This window comes from Flavihumibacter sp. UBA7668 (assembly GCF_002483205.1).
Taxonomy (GTDB): domain Bacteria; phylum Bacteroidota; class Bacteroidia; order Chitinophagales; family Chitinophagaceae; genus Flavihumibacter.
The window spans coordinates 914,398-929,251 of record NZ_DLHM01000005.1; the positions used below are offsets into that span (position 1 = coordinate 914,398).

The following is a 14,854-nucleotide window of genomic DNA, read 5'->3' on the forward strand; positions in this document are numbered from 1 at the left end:
TACGATGAAACTACACTTGAATAAATGGGCACTGATTACAGCGGTATTGCTGAGCGGAACTGGTATGGCCCAACCACCGGAGCAATTGCATAAATCCGTTATCCTGACGCCTGTGAATTCCTTCACCAGCGGCGTGGAAGGTCCGGCTGTGGACGCTAAAGGAAATTTGTACGCAGTAAATTTTGAAAAGCAGGGCACAATTGGCCAGGTGAAACCTGATGGCTCAGCGGTTCTTTGGCTGACCTTGCCTGAAGGAAGTATAGCCAATGGAATCCGTTTTACCAGCAGAGGACAAATGTTATTGGCCGATTATACCGGGCACAATGTGTGGCTGGTAAATCCGCTGACAAAAAAAATGAAAGTACTGGCACATGAGCCGCGCATGAATCAACCGAATGATCTGGCTATTGATAACCGTGATCGTGTATATGCCAGTGATCCGAATTGGAAAGCTGGAACGGGCCAGTTATGGCGAATTGACCCGAATGGAAAAACCCATCTATTGGACACAATGGGTACAGCCAATGGAGTGGAAGTGAGTCCGGATAATAAAAAGCTCTATGTAAATGAATCTGTTCAGCGGAAAGTTTGGGTCTATGACCTGTCACCAGATGGATCAGTAAAAAATAAGCAGCTGTTTTATGAATTTTCTGATTATGGAATGGATGGCATGCGTTGTGATCAGCAGGGTAATTTGTATATCACCCGTTTTGGAAAAGGTACGGTAGTTATATTGGGGCCGGATGGAACCAAATTAAATGAGATAACACTGATTGGTAAACGCCCAACTAATATTGCCTTCGGTGGACCGGATGGCCGAACGGCCTATGTAACTCTCCAGGATCAGGGAAATATTGAGACTTTTCGGGTGGAGTTTCCGGGACGTGAATTCAAATCAGCCAAAAAAAAATCCTCTAAAAAATAAAATCGACTACCATGTCTACACAAAGAAGATCTGTATTAAAATCCCTGTTTGCTTCCATTCTGGGAGTGACCGGAATTTCTGCTGTTGCCAAAGCTGCGGAAACCAATACATCCGAAAAAGAAGTCAACAATGTAACCGATTTTCAGGGGGTTCCCTTGTTCTCCGGATCAACCACCTATAATGGAATGGTATTTATTGCCGGTAAAGGTGCGCATTTTGATGGCGATGTAAAAGCACATACCGATCATGTATTGAAAGAGCTGGAAAAAGAACTGATCAAGGCAGGTTCTTCCATGGAGAAAGTATTGAAAGTAAATGTGTACCTGAATGATATTGCTGATTATAAAGCGATGAATGAAGTGTATATGGGGCGTTTTGGAAAAAATCCACCGGTTCGTACAACTGTGGCTGTTGCCAAAGGCGGCGTACCGGGTGATTCACTCGTGGAGATAGACTGCATTGCATATAAATAACCTGAACAACTGCTTATAATGAAAAGAAGAGAAATTTTAAAAGGGCTGAGCTTGCTGCCGGTTACCGGATTGGTGGGCGGTTTGGATGCATTGGCGGGACCCATGAGTCCGGTTGCAGCACCCAAACGAGATCTGTTCAAAGAACTGGGCGTGCGCACTTTTATTAATGCAACGGGTACGCTTACCTATATGACCGGATCCCTCATGCATGATTATGTACTGGATGCCATCCATTATGGTGCTGATCATTTCTGTATGCTGGATGAATTGCAGGATAAAGTCGGAGAACGAATTGCGCAGCTGGTGCATTCGGAATCGGCTGTGGTAACCTCCGGTGCGTTTTCTGCGATGACACTCGGACTGGCAGGAATTCTCACCGGCATGGATCAGAAAAAAGTGGAAGCCTTGCCGCATTTGGCGGGAACAGGAATGAAATCGGAAGTGATTTGTCAGAAGGCCCATGATATCGTATATAATCATGCATTTATTAATACAGGATGTAAAATTGTTGCGATTGAAACAGTGGAGGAGTTGGAGCGCGCCATCAATGAGAAAACAGCGTTGATGCATTTTCTGAATATCGCAGATGGCGGCAAGATTTCCCAGGAAGAATGGGTGGCATTGGGAAAGAAACACGGCATCCCTACCAGTATTGATATTGCTGCGGATGTTCCGCCTGTTTCGAATCTCTGGAAATTTCATGATATGGGTTTTGATATGGTGCAGATCTCGGGAGGCAAGGCAATTCGTGGTCCTCAGAGTGCAGGTTTGTTAATGGGAAGAAAGTCCATTATTCAGGCAGCGCGTTTACATATGCCTCCGCGAGGATTTAATATCGGACGAGGTATGAAGATTAATAAGGAAGAGATTCTGGGCATGTATGTGGCATTGGAGCAGTATATCGCAAGAGATCATGACAAAGAGTGGAAGGCATGGGAAAAAAGTATAGGATTGATTGATGCTGCGGTTAAGTCTGTTCCTGGTGTGGAAACAAAAATCTGGATTCCCACCGGAGGAAATATAACGCCGAATTTATCCATCAATTGGGAGAAAACCGGCAATGCAGCAGAGGGAAAAGACCTGCAGGAAAAACTACGGATGGGGAATCCATCCATAGAAGTAGGTGGAGGAAAAAAAGGAGTGAATGTAACGGCCTGGATGCTGAAGCCGGGGGAGGATAAAATTGTAGCCCGCAGAATCAAAGAAGAACTTCAAACACTATTATCATGATCCGGTTAAAAAGCATAAACCGCCTGGTGTTTACCGGATGGCTGATAGCAATGTCTGCTTTGGCACATGCCCAAACTTATGCTATTGTAATAAAAGGCGGGCATATTATCGATCCCAAAAATGGCATTGATGCGGTGATGGATATTGCGGTCGATAAAGGGAAGATTGTAAAGGTTGCGAAAAATATTCCGGCCGATGCCGTACAGGTAGTTGATGCGAAAGGTCTTTATATAACGCCAGGATTAATTGATATGCATACGCATAATTTCTGGGGTACGAATGCAGATCAGGCCTATATGAATGCACCCAGTGCACTGCCTCCCGATGGGTTCACGTTTCGGGTAGGAGTTACTACGGTGGTGGATGCCGGATGTCCGGGTTGGCGGAATTTTGAGATTTATAAAAAACAAACCATTCAGCAATCGCAGACAAGAGTACTGGCATTTCTGAATATAGTGGGACATGGAATGCGGGGTGGAAATTATGAGTCGGATACAACTGATATGATACCGGAAGAAGCCGCGCGGGTGGCAATGGCCAATAAGGAACATATCATTGGATTTAAAGTAGCACATTATAACCGGCCCGATTGGACGCCGGTGGACAATGCCGTGAAAGCAGGAAATATGGCAGGAGGATTACCTGTGATGATTGATTTCGGTGGAGCAGAACCGGTATTGTCAATACGCTCATTATTTCTTGAGCACTTACGTCCGGGTGATATTTTCACCCACTGTTTTGGTCAGTTACGCGGACGTGAATTCATTGTAGATACTACCACAAAAAAAGTAAAACCATTTGTTTGGGAAGCGCGTAAAAGAGGAATTGTGTTTGATGTGGGCTATGGCGGTATCAGTTTCGCTTACTCACAGGCGATGGCCGCTGCAAAAGATGGATTTTTTCCCACTACTATTTCAACGGATATTCATGTTGGCAGTATGAATGCAGCCATGAAGGATCAGCTTACCTGTATGACAAAATTCATGCAGATGGGAATGCCCTTTAAAGAAGTAATTAAAGCCAGTACCTGGACGCCGGCGCAGGTTATAAAACGAGAAGAACTGGGAAATTTGTCCGTGGGTGCGGAAGCAGATATAGCCATTCTGGGAATTCGAAAAGGAAATTTTGGTTTATTTGATTATACCGGATACAAAGTAAAAGCCAGCGAAAAGCTGGAATGTGAAATGACGATTCGTGCCGGACGGATTGTATATGATCTGAATGCAAGGGCAAATCCGGTAACGCTGCATGGATTGCCTGCACGTAATTAAAATTGAAACTATGAAGCGTAAACATATTCGAATCGGAATATTATTCGGTTGCAGTGTACTGTTAGGTGACGTTACAGTTCAGGCGCAGACCATGCCGAAAGAGGAGTTGATTTACCTGACCTCAGAATGGAAGGGGGATCGCTTTGCAGATGGCCGGCCTAAAGTAAGTGATAATCTGATGGAGCGGGCAAAAAAAATCGGTATTGAAGAAGCCTGGCAGGTTTTAATGAATGAAGGTTATGTAAATCAGTTCGAACGGAACTGGAAGATGATCTATGATGATGTTCCGGTGGTAGGCAGGGTGGTTACAGCACAGTATATGCCGTCCCGCCCTGATATAGAAAAGAAGATTAAAGAAAGAGGAGCAAAACAGGGAAGGATAGGTAATACCAATGCATGGCCCATTGAAACTCTGGTGAAAGGAGATGTTTATGTGGCAGATGGATTTGGTAAAATAGAGGGCGGAACGTTGATAGGTGATAATCTGGGTACAGCTATTTATAATAAATCGGGTAACGGAGTAATTTTTGATGGCAGTGCGCGTGACCTGAGCGGACTTGCAAAAATCAAGGGCTTTAATGCTTTTGTACGCGATTTTGATCCTTCGTTTTTGAAAGAGATGGTATTGATGGGATTGAATACACCGATACGGATTGGTAAGGCAATTGTGCTGCCGGGTGATATTGTGATTTCCGAGCGGGAAGGCGTTCTGTTTATTCCGGCCCATATGGTGGAGCAGGTGGTATTAACAGCGGAGTTTATTGGACGTAAGGATAAGTTTGGAAAAGAAATGCTGCGTTCAGGAAAATACAATACCGGGCAGATTGATAGCGAATGGACGGAAGAAATTAAAACAGCTTTTTTAAAATGGCTGGAGGCGCATCCGGAAGAAGGAAAAATGAGCAAACAGGAACTGGATGAAGTGATGAAAAAAAGAACCTGGTAGACGAATTGTAACCAAGAACGAAAACTTGCCGCGTGAAAAATACTTCCATTTATAAGAGCCTTCTCGTACTTGCTCTGCTTTCTTTTATATTATTGCTGATACAAGCGGTTCGCGGAAACTGGATGCTTGCAGGTCCATTTGCCATTGCCTTCTTTGTTTTGCTGGCTCTTGGATTCAGAGGATTTGAATCGCTGAAAAGATACACGTATACCCTTATGATTTTTGCGGCAGTAAGTACATCGCTTTCCTATCCGCAGTATTTTATTTCTTACGGCGATTTTAAATACACCAACCTGATTACTCCGCTTATTCAGCTTATCATGTTTGGTATGGGAACCTCTATGAGTGTGAAGGATTTTGTGGGGGTGGTAAAGACACCGAAGGGGGTAGTGATTGGGGTGGTGAGTCAGTTTATCATTATGCCTTTGTTGGGATTTACGCTGGCCAGTATAAGCGGATTCAGTGCTGAAATTGCAGCCGGCATTATTTTGATCGGCTGTTCGCCCAGCGGACTGGCATCGAATGTGATGTCTTATCTGGCGAAAGCAAATCTGGCTTTATCAATTACAATTACTTCTATTACCACCCTGATGGCGCCCCTGGTTACACCGCTCTTGATGAAATTGCTTGCAGGGGCTTTTATTGAGATCAATGTGCTGAACATGATGTGGGATATCTCTAAAATGATTATCCTGCCAATTGGATTGGGCCTGATCGTGAATAAATTATTACGGGGTCGCTCTGCCTGGCTGGATGAAGCCATGCCAATTTTATCAATGCTGGGAATTGCCCTGATTATTGTGGTGATTACCGCAGCGGGCCGGGATAGTTTATTGAATATTGGTCCCCTGCTTATTCTGTTGGTGCTTATTCATAATTTATTTGGTTATTTTCTGGGTTATTGGTTTGCACGTTTATTCCGGATGAATGAGCGGGATTCGAGAACGGTGGCGATTGAAGTAGGGATGCAAAATGGCGGACTGGCATCAGGTATTGCCAAAGAAATGGGTAAGATTGCCACAGTGGGACTGGCAGCGGCAGTATTTGGTCCATTGATGAATATTACGGGATCGATACTGGCATCCTACTGGCATAAAAAAGTTCCGGAGGGGTATGATCCGATGGAAACGCTGGAAAAAGCTGAACTTAATCAAGCTGTAAAATAAGAACTATGGTACGGGTACTTTTGTTGATGAGCTGCATGTTTTTTTGGGTTATTGGTCAGGCGCAAATGAAAGAGGAAACTGCCGTTTATGCCCAACTCGACCGGTTGAATACAGCCATGGTGGAAAGAAACCAACAGGTGCTGGCAGAAATCTATCATGACCAGATGTGGTATGGTCATTCCTCCGGCAAGCTGGATGATAAAAACGCTGCAATAAAAGATGTGATGGAGGGGCCATTGGATTTTACCAGTCTGGATGCAGAAGACCGATCTATAAAGTTGGTGGACAAAAATGCAACGGTTCGATTTATTTTTCATGCCAAAGGAATTAATAACGGGCAGGAGCAGACGATCAGGATTGGTGTGATGATGGTTTGGGTAAAACTAAAAACGGGATGGAAATTACTTGCCCGTCAGGCGTACAAATTATAAATTGAGGGGAATTCGTTTAATGCTCAATTAAATTCATGAAACAATCCACCGCCATTTCACTGTCTGTCATGATGTTCTTCCAGTATTTTATCTGGAGTGCCTGGTATGTTACTATGGGAACCTATATGGAAGCCAGTTTGGGAGCAACAGGAAAGGATATTGGGCAGGCTTTCAGTGCCCTGGCATTGGCCACCATGATTTCGCCTTTTTTTGTAGGAATGATAGCGGATCGGTTTTTTGCCGCGCAGAAAATAATGGGGGTGCTGCATTTGTTGGGAGCCATCCTGCTGGTACTGGCTACCAAAGTAGGAAACAGTCAGTTTTTTTATTGGATTATATTGGCCTATTCACTGGTTTATATGCCCACGGTGGCATTGAGTAATAGCGTAGCATTTGCGCAGATGACGGATCCTGGAAAACAGTTTCCCTGGATTCGGGTATTTGGCACACTGGGCTGGATTGTAGCCGGATTGCTGGTGGGCAGCTGGGAAATAGAAAAAACACCCGAAACCTTTTATCTGGCAGCAGGTGTGTCAGTGGCGCTTGGTTTGTTGAGTTTTGCACTGCCCAATACACCTCCAAAAGGACGCGAACAGGGCGAATCAACTGCACTTTTCAGTAAAGAATCACTTAGTATATTTAAAGACCGATCCTATTCGGTGTTTTTTATAGCGGCTATTTTGGTATGTATTCCACTGGCATTTTATTATGGGTTTGCGAATCCGTTTTTGAATGAAATCGGGATGGATAAGCCAGCGCAGAAAATGATTCTTGGTCAGTTTTCAGAAGGGTTGTTTATTCTGGCAATTCCGTTTTTATTTAATCGGATTGGTGTGAAAAATATCCTGCTCATCGGGATCCTGGCCTGGATTTTACGTTATGTACTCTTTGCTTACGGTTATGGAGAACCGAACGGCTGGATGATTTATCTGGGTATCATATTACACGGAGTTTGTTATGATTTCTTCTTTGTAACCGGTTATATGTATTCCGAGAAAAAAGCTGGTCCGCAGAACAAAAATGCCGCGCAGGGATTATTCACTTTTGCGACCTATGGTTTGGGGATGGTGATTGGAACCTGGTTCTCCGGATTGGTAGCGGATCGGTATGTGGTGGGAGAAGGCCACGATTGGCAATCTATCTGGCTGATACCGGCCGCCATTGCAGCGGCAGTATTGCTTTATTTTATCTTTTTCTTTAGGGATCGTAAAACGGCTGGTCAACCATAGGCAGGATTTTTGCGTATTTAGGTTAAATGCCTCTTATGCGAAATCTACTTTATTGGAGACTATTGCTCTTAGCGGGCATCTGCACCGTATTTATTTCCTGTTCCAAAGACGATGACCCGGAGGAAGAAAATCCGGAAGAAAACTGGCCATCGGATAGTATCCGGGTGGTGAAGACCGGCTTGCAGTTTCCCTGGGAAATTTTGTGGGGAAAGGATGATCATATCTGGATGACTGAGCGGGGTGGCAAGGTGTCAAAGGTTGACCCGCGTACAGGCGAAACGGTGTTCAGCACTTCGATTCCAGGTGTGGTTTCCCGTGGGGAAGGCGGCTTACTGGGCATGGTGCAGGATCCGGGTTTTATGCAAAACGGCTTCCTTTATCTGGTACATAATTATCTCGAAGGAGATGCCTATCGCGAAAAGCTGGTGCGGTATCGGTTTGCCAACAATGCGCTGGTAGAGGAACTGATACTGCTCGATGAGATACCCGCGGCCAATGTGCACAATGGGAGCCGGCTGGTGATAGTGGAGGGAAATCCATCTGTATTATACATGACTACCGGGGATGCTGCGAATACTGCCCTGCCTCAACAGTCAGGTTCGTTGGCGGGCAAGGTGCTTCGGTTTTTACTGGATGGATCGGTGCCGGGTGATAATCCGGTTGCGGGCAATTATTACTGGTCGATGGGGCACCGGAATCCACAGGGACTGGTTTGGGCGAAGAACCGCTTATATGCCTCCGAGCATGGACCGAATATCGAGGATGAAATCAATAGTATAGAGAAGGGCGTGAATTATGGCTGGCCATCGGTGAATGGCCCCTGTGATCCTGCGGAGCAGGCTTTTTGCGATGCCAATCAGGTGCGGGAGCCGATCTGGTCGAGTGGAAGCTCCACGTTCGCTGCCTGCGGTATGGATTATTATGACCATGACCGGATTCCGGGCTGGAAAAATTCCCTGCTGATGACCTCCCTTAAAAATTCCCGATTATATGTACATGCCCTGAATGGGGATGGCAGTTCTATTGCTGGGACCACAACGCATTTTCTGAACAGCTGGGGCCGTCTGCGGGATGTTTGTGTGAGTCCGGGTGGCCGTGTTTATCTTTGTTCCAGCAATGGCAATAACCAGGATGTGCTGGTGGAAATCAGTTCTTTAGAATAAAATTAGCCAAGTTGTTGGAAGGAATGTTCTGAACCCCTACCTTTGCAACCTCTTAATTCACCCGACCGGTCCCACCCGACCGGTGGCACCCGCCGGGTGGTTGAAAAGAGAATCGGGAAGTAGCGCAGGCCGGTAGCGCACCTGGTTTGGGACCAGGGGGTCGCAGGTTCGAATCCTGTCTTCCCGACTCCGCCCGCCTAAGCTTAAAAGCGAAGGCGGGCTTTTTTATTAAACTTTATTACCCCTGGAAATGAAAACACATTATTTTTCGCAGTCGTTTTTTTATTTGCAATAAGTTCCTGTAAAAAAACGAAGGAAATACAAATTCAATAGTGATCATACCGGTTATCAGGGATCATACCGAAAAGTTGGGGGATCACCCTTATAGGGTTAAAAATTAAATCGAAAAAAACCGCATAATTCAACGATTTGAAGGAGGGTCAATTTTATCAGCGCACAACTGGACGGAACTCAAATATGTAGAAATATGATAAGTTGCCGTATATTCTTCGTTACCGTCCATATTCGGCAAGTTCAATAAGGTTTTGTATATCCTTTTCGTTCATGGAGATGTTGTGATTGTAACACACAATATGCAACAGTCGCAGCGGGTGGCAGACTGTACCATGCTTTTAGATGTTTTCTCTTTCTGTTTTAAATGCCTTCTCAGCCCGTCTTGAGCAAATGAGCTGCCATTTAATAGTTTCTAACCCGGAACATAAGGAGAACAAGCCGTGATTTCCCCAGCAATCCCGGACTTATCCCGGACTTGTACCGCACTTGTGCCGGACCTGCACCGGAGCAAGCAATCATGGCTCAACAAACCGGAATTTTCGACCTTTCAGGATAAATCGGCGGTTTCCAATGTATTCAAAAAAACTGCGAACTCCGCGGTCAACCTGGTTCCTAATTGTACCAGCTTCCAGTCTCTGTTGATGATATCTCCGGTTAGTTGATTCTCCCAGCGCCGAGGTTTGATCCGCTGGTATGCCTTCTTGAATCAAAATAACTCAATAACCAATCCGGTAAAAATGCTGGGATCCGGTAAAAATGCTGGGATTAATTCCTTGTACTGTTGATCCAATTTGCCTTGATTTTAGACCGCAAAAATCAACCTTTATAAACATACCCCAAGAATTTAGCATGATCCGTTATCAGAAACATATTCAGAATACAATTTCCGGTACTTATTTTACAAACAATATAACCTGGGAAGTAACAGCGGGGGGATACGCTTCGAATCAGCTTTCCTTCTTATCCAACCTACAAACAAAGAAAAAGAATTCATGCGATCACAGATTCTACACTTTTAATGAATACGTTTAATCTTAGTACGGGGACGGCTGAAGAGGAATTGGTTGAGTATTACAGGTAATCAGAAGATTATCATTCTCTGTACCAAAGCTGTACACTATTTGTATCAAAACCGGACAGCAAAAGCCGAAGCTATAGCGTAAGCTATTGTTAATCAATATTCTGAAAGCTGGCATATTTTTTAACCGTTTACTGGTAGTTCATCAGAAAAGAGGCTACCATGCTTACTAATTATTTCAAAATTGCCTGGCGGAATCTTGTAAAAAGTTTCGGTTATTCAGCCATTAACATTGCCGGACTGGCAGTGGGGATGGCTGTGACGCTACTTATCGGAATCTGGATTTATGATGAGGTATCCTTCGATAACTATCATGCTAACAAGGCCCGGATTGGTCAGATCTATACTACACAAACATTTAACAATGAAACGGAAACAAGTGCGTCCATTGTAGTTCCATTAGCGAACGAATTCCGCACCCAGTATACTGATGAATTCAAAAGAGTTGCCCTCTCATCTTTTATTGCACCGCATATTATATCAGTAGGTGAAAAGAAAATTTCGCAAACAGGAAGCTGGGCTGAAGAGGAACTCCCATCTATTCTTAGTCTTGATATCAGTGGGGATATAAATGCCTTGAAAGATCCATCCTCCATCCTGTTATCGCAATCTGTGGTAAAGACACTTTTTGGCAATGAAGATCCGTTGGGTAAAACCGTGCGGATTGATAACAAAGCTGATATGGTGGTGAGGGCTGTTTATCAGGATCTTCCTGTTAATAGTACACTGATTGAAACAAAATTTCTACTGTCCTGGAATAATGCAGCTAACAGACTGAATAAACAAACAGATCAATGGGAGAATCATGGCAGCCAGTTATTTGTTGAGCTGAACGAAAAGGTTGACTTTGTTGCAGCAACTGAAAAAATAAAAAACCTGCTGAATCCTTATGTAAAGGACTGGAAGGAAGAATTGCTGATTCACCCCATTGCTAAATGGCATTTGTACAATGAATTTGAGAATGGAAAAATAAGTGGTGGAAGAATAGAATTTGTCTGGCTTTTTGGAATTATCGGAGTTTTTGTTTTGCTGCTGGCCTGTATCAATTTTATGAACCTTAGCACAGCGCGGAGTGAAAAAAGAGCCAAAGAAATTGGCATTCGAAAAGCCATTGGTTCAGAAAGAAAACAACTGATTGCTCAGTTTCTGATAGAATCACTGGTTGTTGCCTTTGTTGCGATGCTGCTGTCACTGGTTGTTGTTTATCTGGCCTTGCCTTTTTTCAATTCATTATCCGGAAAGAATGTATCAGTTCCATATGGGAATCTGCTATTCTGGATACTGGTAACCGGGTTTACGATCTTTACCGGCTTGCTTGCCGGAAGTTATCCCGCATTTTATTTGTCTGGTTTCAATGCAATAAAAGTATTGAAAGGCACTTTCAGGATCGGTCGTTTCGCAGTTGTACCGCGCAAGGTTTTGGTGGTTGTGCAGTTTACCATTTCAATTGCGCTTATTATTGGAACTATTTTCGTTTTCCGGCAGGTACAATTTACCAAAAACAGGCCGGTTGGTTATTCAAGAGAGGGCTTGATAACAATAGATATGAATACCCCGGATCTGTATAAAAATTATAATGCACTTAGGAATGAGCTTTTGCAAACCGGCGCAGTGGAAAATATGGCCCAAGCCAACAGCAGTACCACTGAAATCTGGTCTAACAATACGGGATTAGACTGGAAGGGAAAAGATCCCGCCAGCAGTCCGCTTTTTGGTACAATAGCTGTCACACATGATTATGGAAAAACGGTTGGCTGGGAAATAGTAGCAGGTCGGGATTTTTCAAGAGATTTTCCTGCCGATAGTGGTTCCTTTATATTGAACGAATCTGCAGTACAGCTTACCGGAATGCAGGACCCGGTAGGAAAAATGATGAGATGGAATGGGAAGGATCGGATGATTACCGGCGTTGTAAAAGATATGATCATGGAATCACCCTATGAACCTACATATCCAACCATATTTCATATGCAATATGGATGGGTGAACAAGATTATTCTGCGTATTAAACCTACGGTATCCATACGTTCTGCTTTGAAATCAGTGGAAGCCGTTTTTGCAAAGCATAATCCATCCAGCCCATTTGAATTTAAATTTGTTGATGAAGCGTATAAACGAAAATTTTCGGTGGAAGAACGAGTTGGTAAACTTGCCGGCTTTTTCGCTGCATTGGCCATTTTTATTTCATGTCTGGGATTATTTGGCCTGGCTTCCTTCATGGCGGAACAACGTTCGAAGGAAATCAGCATACGAAAAGTATTGGGGGCTTCCATTGGAATCATCTGGCAAATGCTGACAAAAGAATTTGTATGGCTGGTTATTATTTCAATTGTTGTTGCCATTCCACTATCCTATTATTTTATGGAGGGATGGCTGATGCGGTACCAATACCGGACGAACTTATCCTGGTTGGTTTTTGCAGGAGTAGGAGCCGGTGCAGTACTGATAACTGTTTTGACCGTAAGTTTTCAATCTATAAAAGCAGCTCTTTCCAACCCGGTCAGGGGTTTGAGTGGTGATTAATAAACAAACTTTAAAATAATAAACATGCATAAGTATTGTATAGCTCTTCTTATTAGTCTTTCATCCCTTTTGCTTCAGGCGCAGGATGCTAAAACTCCGTTTGAAATTCGATCTTTGAGTAAGGAATCGATCCGTCATATCAAAATGCAAACGGCAGGAGGTAGTTTAAAAGTTATCGCATCCGAATCAGCTGAAGCAAGACTGGAGATCTATATCCAGGGAAATAATGACGGAGATCAATTATCCAAAGAAGAAATTCAGGAACGACTCAGAGAACGATATGAATTGACGATTGAAATCAGCGGAAATAAACTTATTGCGATAGCCAAACAGAAGCAAGGGGTTGGAAATTCGAACTGGAAAAAATCGCTCAGTATTTCCTTTGCAGCTTTTGTTCCGAAAGAAGTATCAACTGAATTGGCAACCAGTGGTGGAAAAATTCAACTCATCGGGATTTCCGGTAATCAGGATTTTGTTACCAGTGGCGGAGGACTTCAGATAGATGGTGTCAGTGGTAAAATTAAAGGACGTACATCCGGTGGTAGCATACTGGTAGAAAATTCATCTGAATCAATTGATCTGATCACAAGTGGAGGAGGAATTACTGCAAGAAATTGTACCGGAACGATCCGCTTAAACACGTCTGCAGGTTCCATCAACCTAAACGATCTGAAAGGGGATATCAAAGCCGTAACAAGTGGTGGCAGCGTGAACGGAGAGACCATTACCGGTGAATTATTCGCCACCACTTCCGGTGGAAGTATCCGGCTGAATAAGCTTTCCTGTGATCTGGAAACAGCCACCAGTGGCGGTAGTATCCAGGTTTCTTTTGAAACACTTGGGAAATATGTACGTGTGCGAAATTCGGGAGGCAGTATTACCTTACAATTACCAAAGGATAAGGGCATGGATATGGATATAGCTGCCAATAACCTTGATACAAAAGAGCTGAGAAATTTTACCGGTAAATCAACTTCGAATGGATTGGAGGGAAAAATGAACGGCGGCGGAGTGCCTGTGAAAGTAAGATCAAGTGGCGGAAAAGTATCGCTGGTGTTTGAGTAATTATTTACCTGGGATAATTTTTTTAATTTCTTTGATATCTTCAATATCCATTTTTCTGCCGGATGCTATTTTATTTGCCAGTAATTCCTGTAATCCAATAAACGTAATTTCAAGATCATCCGCTATGATTTTCTGTCGATTTTCAAAGGCTGCATTAAAATCAACTCCGTCTATCGTATTAAGCAAATCAATTCTCAGTGGGGGATATCCAATCTGAGAAATATACCCCTCTTCCATGAAGTCTTCCTTTACGAACCCTAATGAAGCCAAGCCAAAAGCTTTGATTACCTCCATCATTTTATCAGCATTTTCATCTGAAATATTAATCCAGATATCCAAATCCCCTGTATATCTCGGTTTGCCATGAAATGCCATGGCATATCCGCCCACCACCATATATTCAACCTGATACTTGTTGAGTAATCTGATAAAGTCTTCAAAATCTTTGGCAAGGATCATTTTGCTATTCTGATTTTGGTTAGTTTGGTTTTATCCATTCGTTCTCCTTTTTTAAGCATCTGACTGATCAGAAAAGTTACCGCTTCACCTCTTTTTGCAACTGGTTGTGAAAGCCAGTATTTCAGGTCGCGAATTTCATCACCAGCTTCTTTCATTTTTACTTTCCGTACAACTGGTACGATTGTTCTTTGCGTTTGCATAGCAGATTTTGGTTTCGAAATAATCTCTTTCCTTTCAACCCTGATCTGCTCATTATCATAAGGGATTTTTTCTTTACTTAAATAATTGTTCAGCGTATTATAATTATAATCAGGGTAACTAATACAGAAATTTTTAAGATTTGAAAAAACTTCGGTTTCCTGTTGCTTTTTCCAGTGGATAAGAACAATTCTTTTATTTTTTAATTGAGGTGATGGCATAATCAAAGATAACAAATATTGTAAGAATATTGGTCAATTTGGGTGCGAAACGATCTAATTCCCCTACCTTTAGGTCGCTTTAGGGGTATTCTGAAAAGAATTGAGAGAGTCCCTTGGAACCTGATCCGGCTCAAACCGGCGTAGGGAAAAGCCAGAGTGTTCCTATAAGCAGTTAAATCTAT

At 43.3% G+C, this 14,854-nt stretch carries 13 protein-coding genes, 1 tRNA gene and 1 riboswitch; of the genes, 12 read left to right on the forward strand and 2 right to left on the reverse strand.

The window, feature by feature from the left end; genetic code table 11:
- Positions 1–4 precede the first annotated feature (4 nt).
- From B2746_RS16020 to B2746_RS16075, 12 genes are all read left to right on the forward strand, one after another.
- The gene (locus B2746_RS16020) at positions 5–925 is read left to right on the forward strand and encodes an SMP-30/gluconolactonase/LRE family protein (RefSeq protein WP_290795927.1); all 921 of its coding nucleotides are present in this window, start codon (positions 5–7) and stop codon (positions 923–925) included.
- 11 nt (positions 926–936) lie between these two features.
- Positions 937–1,398 (forward strand): RidA family protein, encoded by a 462-nt coding sequence (locus tag B2746_RS16025; RefSeq protein ID WP_290795929.1) that lies wholly within the window; start codon positions 937–939, stop codon positions 1,396–1,398.
- Between the two features lie 18 nt (positions 1,399–1,416).
- Entirely contained in the window at positions 1,417–2,628 is a 1,212-nt protein-coding gene (locus tag B2746_RS16030) for an aminotransferase class V-fold PLP-dependent enzyme (protein WP_290795931.1), read from the forward strand.
- Positions 2,625–3,899, forward strand: coding sequence for an amidohydrolase/deacetylase family metallohydrolase (locus B2746_RS16035; protein WP_290795933.1), 1,275 nt, complete (start codon positions 2,625–2,627; stop codon positions 3,897–3,899). Before B2746_RS16030 ends, B2746_RS16035 begins: the two co-directional genes overlap by 4 nt.
- Before the next feature lie 10 nt (positions 3,900–3,909).
- Positions 3,910–4,845, forward strand: coding sequence for an RraA family protein (locus B2746_RS16040; RefSeq protein ID WP_290795935.1), 936 nt, complete (start codon positions 3,910–3,912; stop codon positions 4,843–4,845).
- Between the two features lie 32 nt (positions 4,846–4,877).
- Complete coding sequence (locus B2746_RS16045) at positions 4,878–6,011, forward strand: bile acid:sodium symporter family protein (protein ID WP_290795937.1); 1,134 nt, start codon at positions 4,878–4,880, stop codon at positions 6,009–6,011.
- Between the two features lie 5 nt (positions 6,012–6,016).
- Entirely contained in the window at positions 6,017–6,442 is a 426-nt protein-coding gene (locus tag B2746_RS16050; RefSeq protein ID WP_290795940.1) for a nuclear transport factor 2 family protein, read from the forward strand.
- Between the two features lie 35 nt (positions 6,443–6,477).
- Entirely contained in the window at positions 6,478–7,671 is a 1,194-nt protein-coding gene (locus B2746_RS16055) for a nucleoside permease (protein WP_290795942.1), read from the forward strand.
- 35 nt (positions 7,672–7,706) lie between these two features.
- On the forward strand, positions 7,707–8,834 hold the full coding sequence (locus tag B2746_RS16060; protein ID WP_290795944.1) for a PQQ-dependent sugar dehydrogenase: 1,128 nt from the start codon (positions 7,707–7,709) through the stop codon (positions 8,832–8,834).
- A 113-nt stretch (positions 8,835–8,947) separates the two neighbouring features.
- A tRNA-Pro gene (locus B2746_RS16065) sits at positions 8,948–9,021 on the forward strand.
- Between the two features lie 1,347 nt (positions 9,022–10,368).
- On the forward strand, positions 10,369–12,729 hold the full coding sequence (locus B2746_RS16070; RefSeq protein WP_290795946.1) for an ABC transporter permease: 2,361 nt from the start codon (positions 10,369–10,371) through the stop codon (positions 12,727–12,729).
- A 24-nt stretch (positions 12,730–12,753) separates the two neighbouring features.
- Positions 12,754–13,794 carry a DUF4097 family beta strand repeat-containing protein gene (locus B2746_RS16075; RefSeq protein WP_290795948.1) on the forward strand — a complete coding sequence of 347 codons (1,041 nt, stop codon included), beginning with the start codon at positions 12,754–12,756 and terminating at the stop codon, positions 13,792–13,794.
- On the opposite strand, the gene B2746_RS16080 is transcribed toward B2746_RS16075, so the two are convergent.
- Together B2746_RS16080 and B2746_RS16085 are read right to left on the reverse strand one after the other, a co-directional pair.
- A complete protein-coding gene (locus B2746_RS16080) occupies positions 13,795–14,253 on the reverse strand; it encodes a nucleotidyltransferase (RefSeq protein ID WP_290795950.1) in 459 nt (152 codons plus the stop codon).
- Positions 14,250–14,672 carry a hypothetical protein gene (locus B2746_RS16085; RefSeq protein ID WP_290795952.1) on the reverse strand — a complete coding sequence of 141 codons (423 nt, stop codon included), beginning with the start codon at positions 14,670–14,672 and terminating at the stop codon, positions 14,250–14,252. Before B2746_RS16085 ends, B2746_RS16080 begins: the two co-directional genes overlap by 4 nt.
- 71 nt (positions 14,673–14,743) lie before the next feature.
- A riboswitch (TPP riboswitch) is annotated at positions 14,744–14,836 on the forward strand.
- The last annotated feature ends 18 nt before the right edge of the window (positions 14,837–14,854 follow it).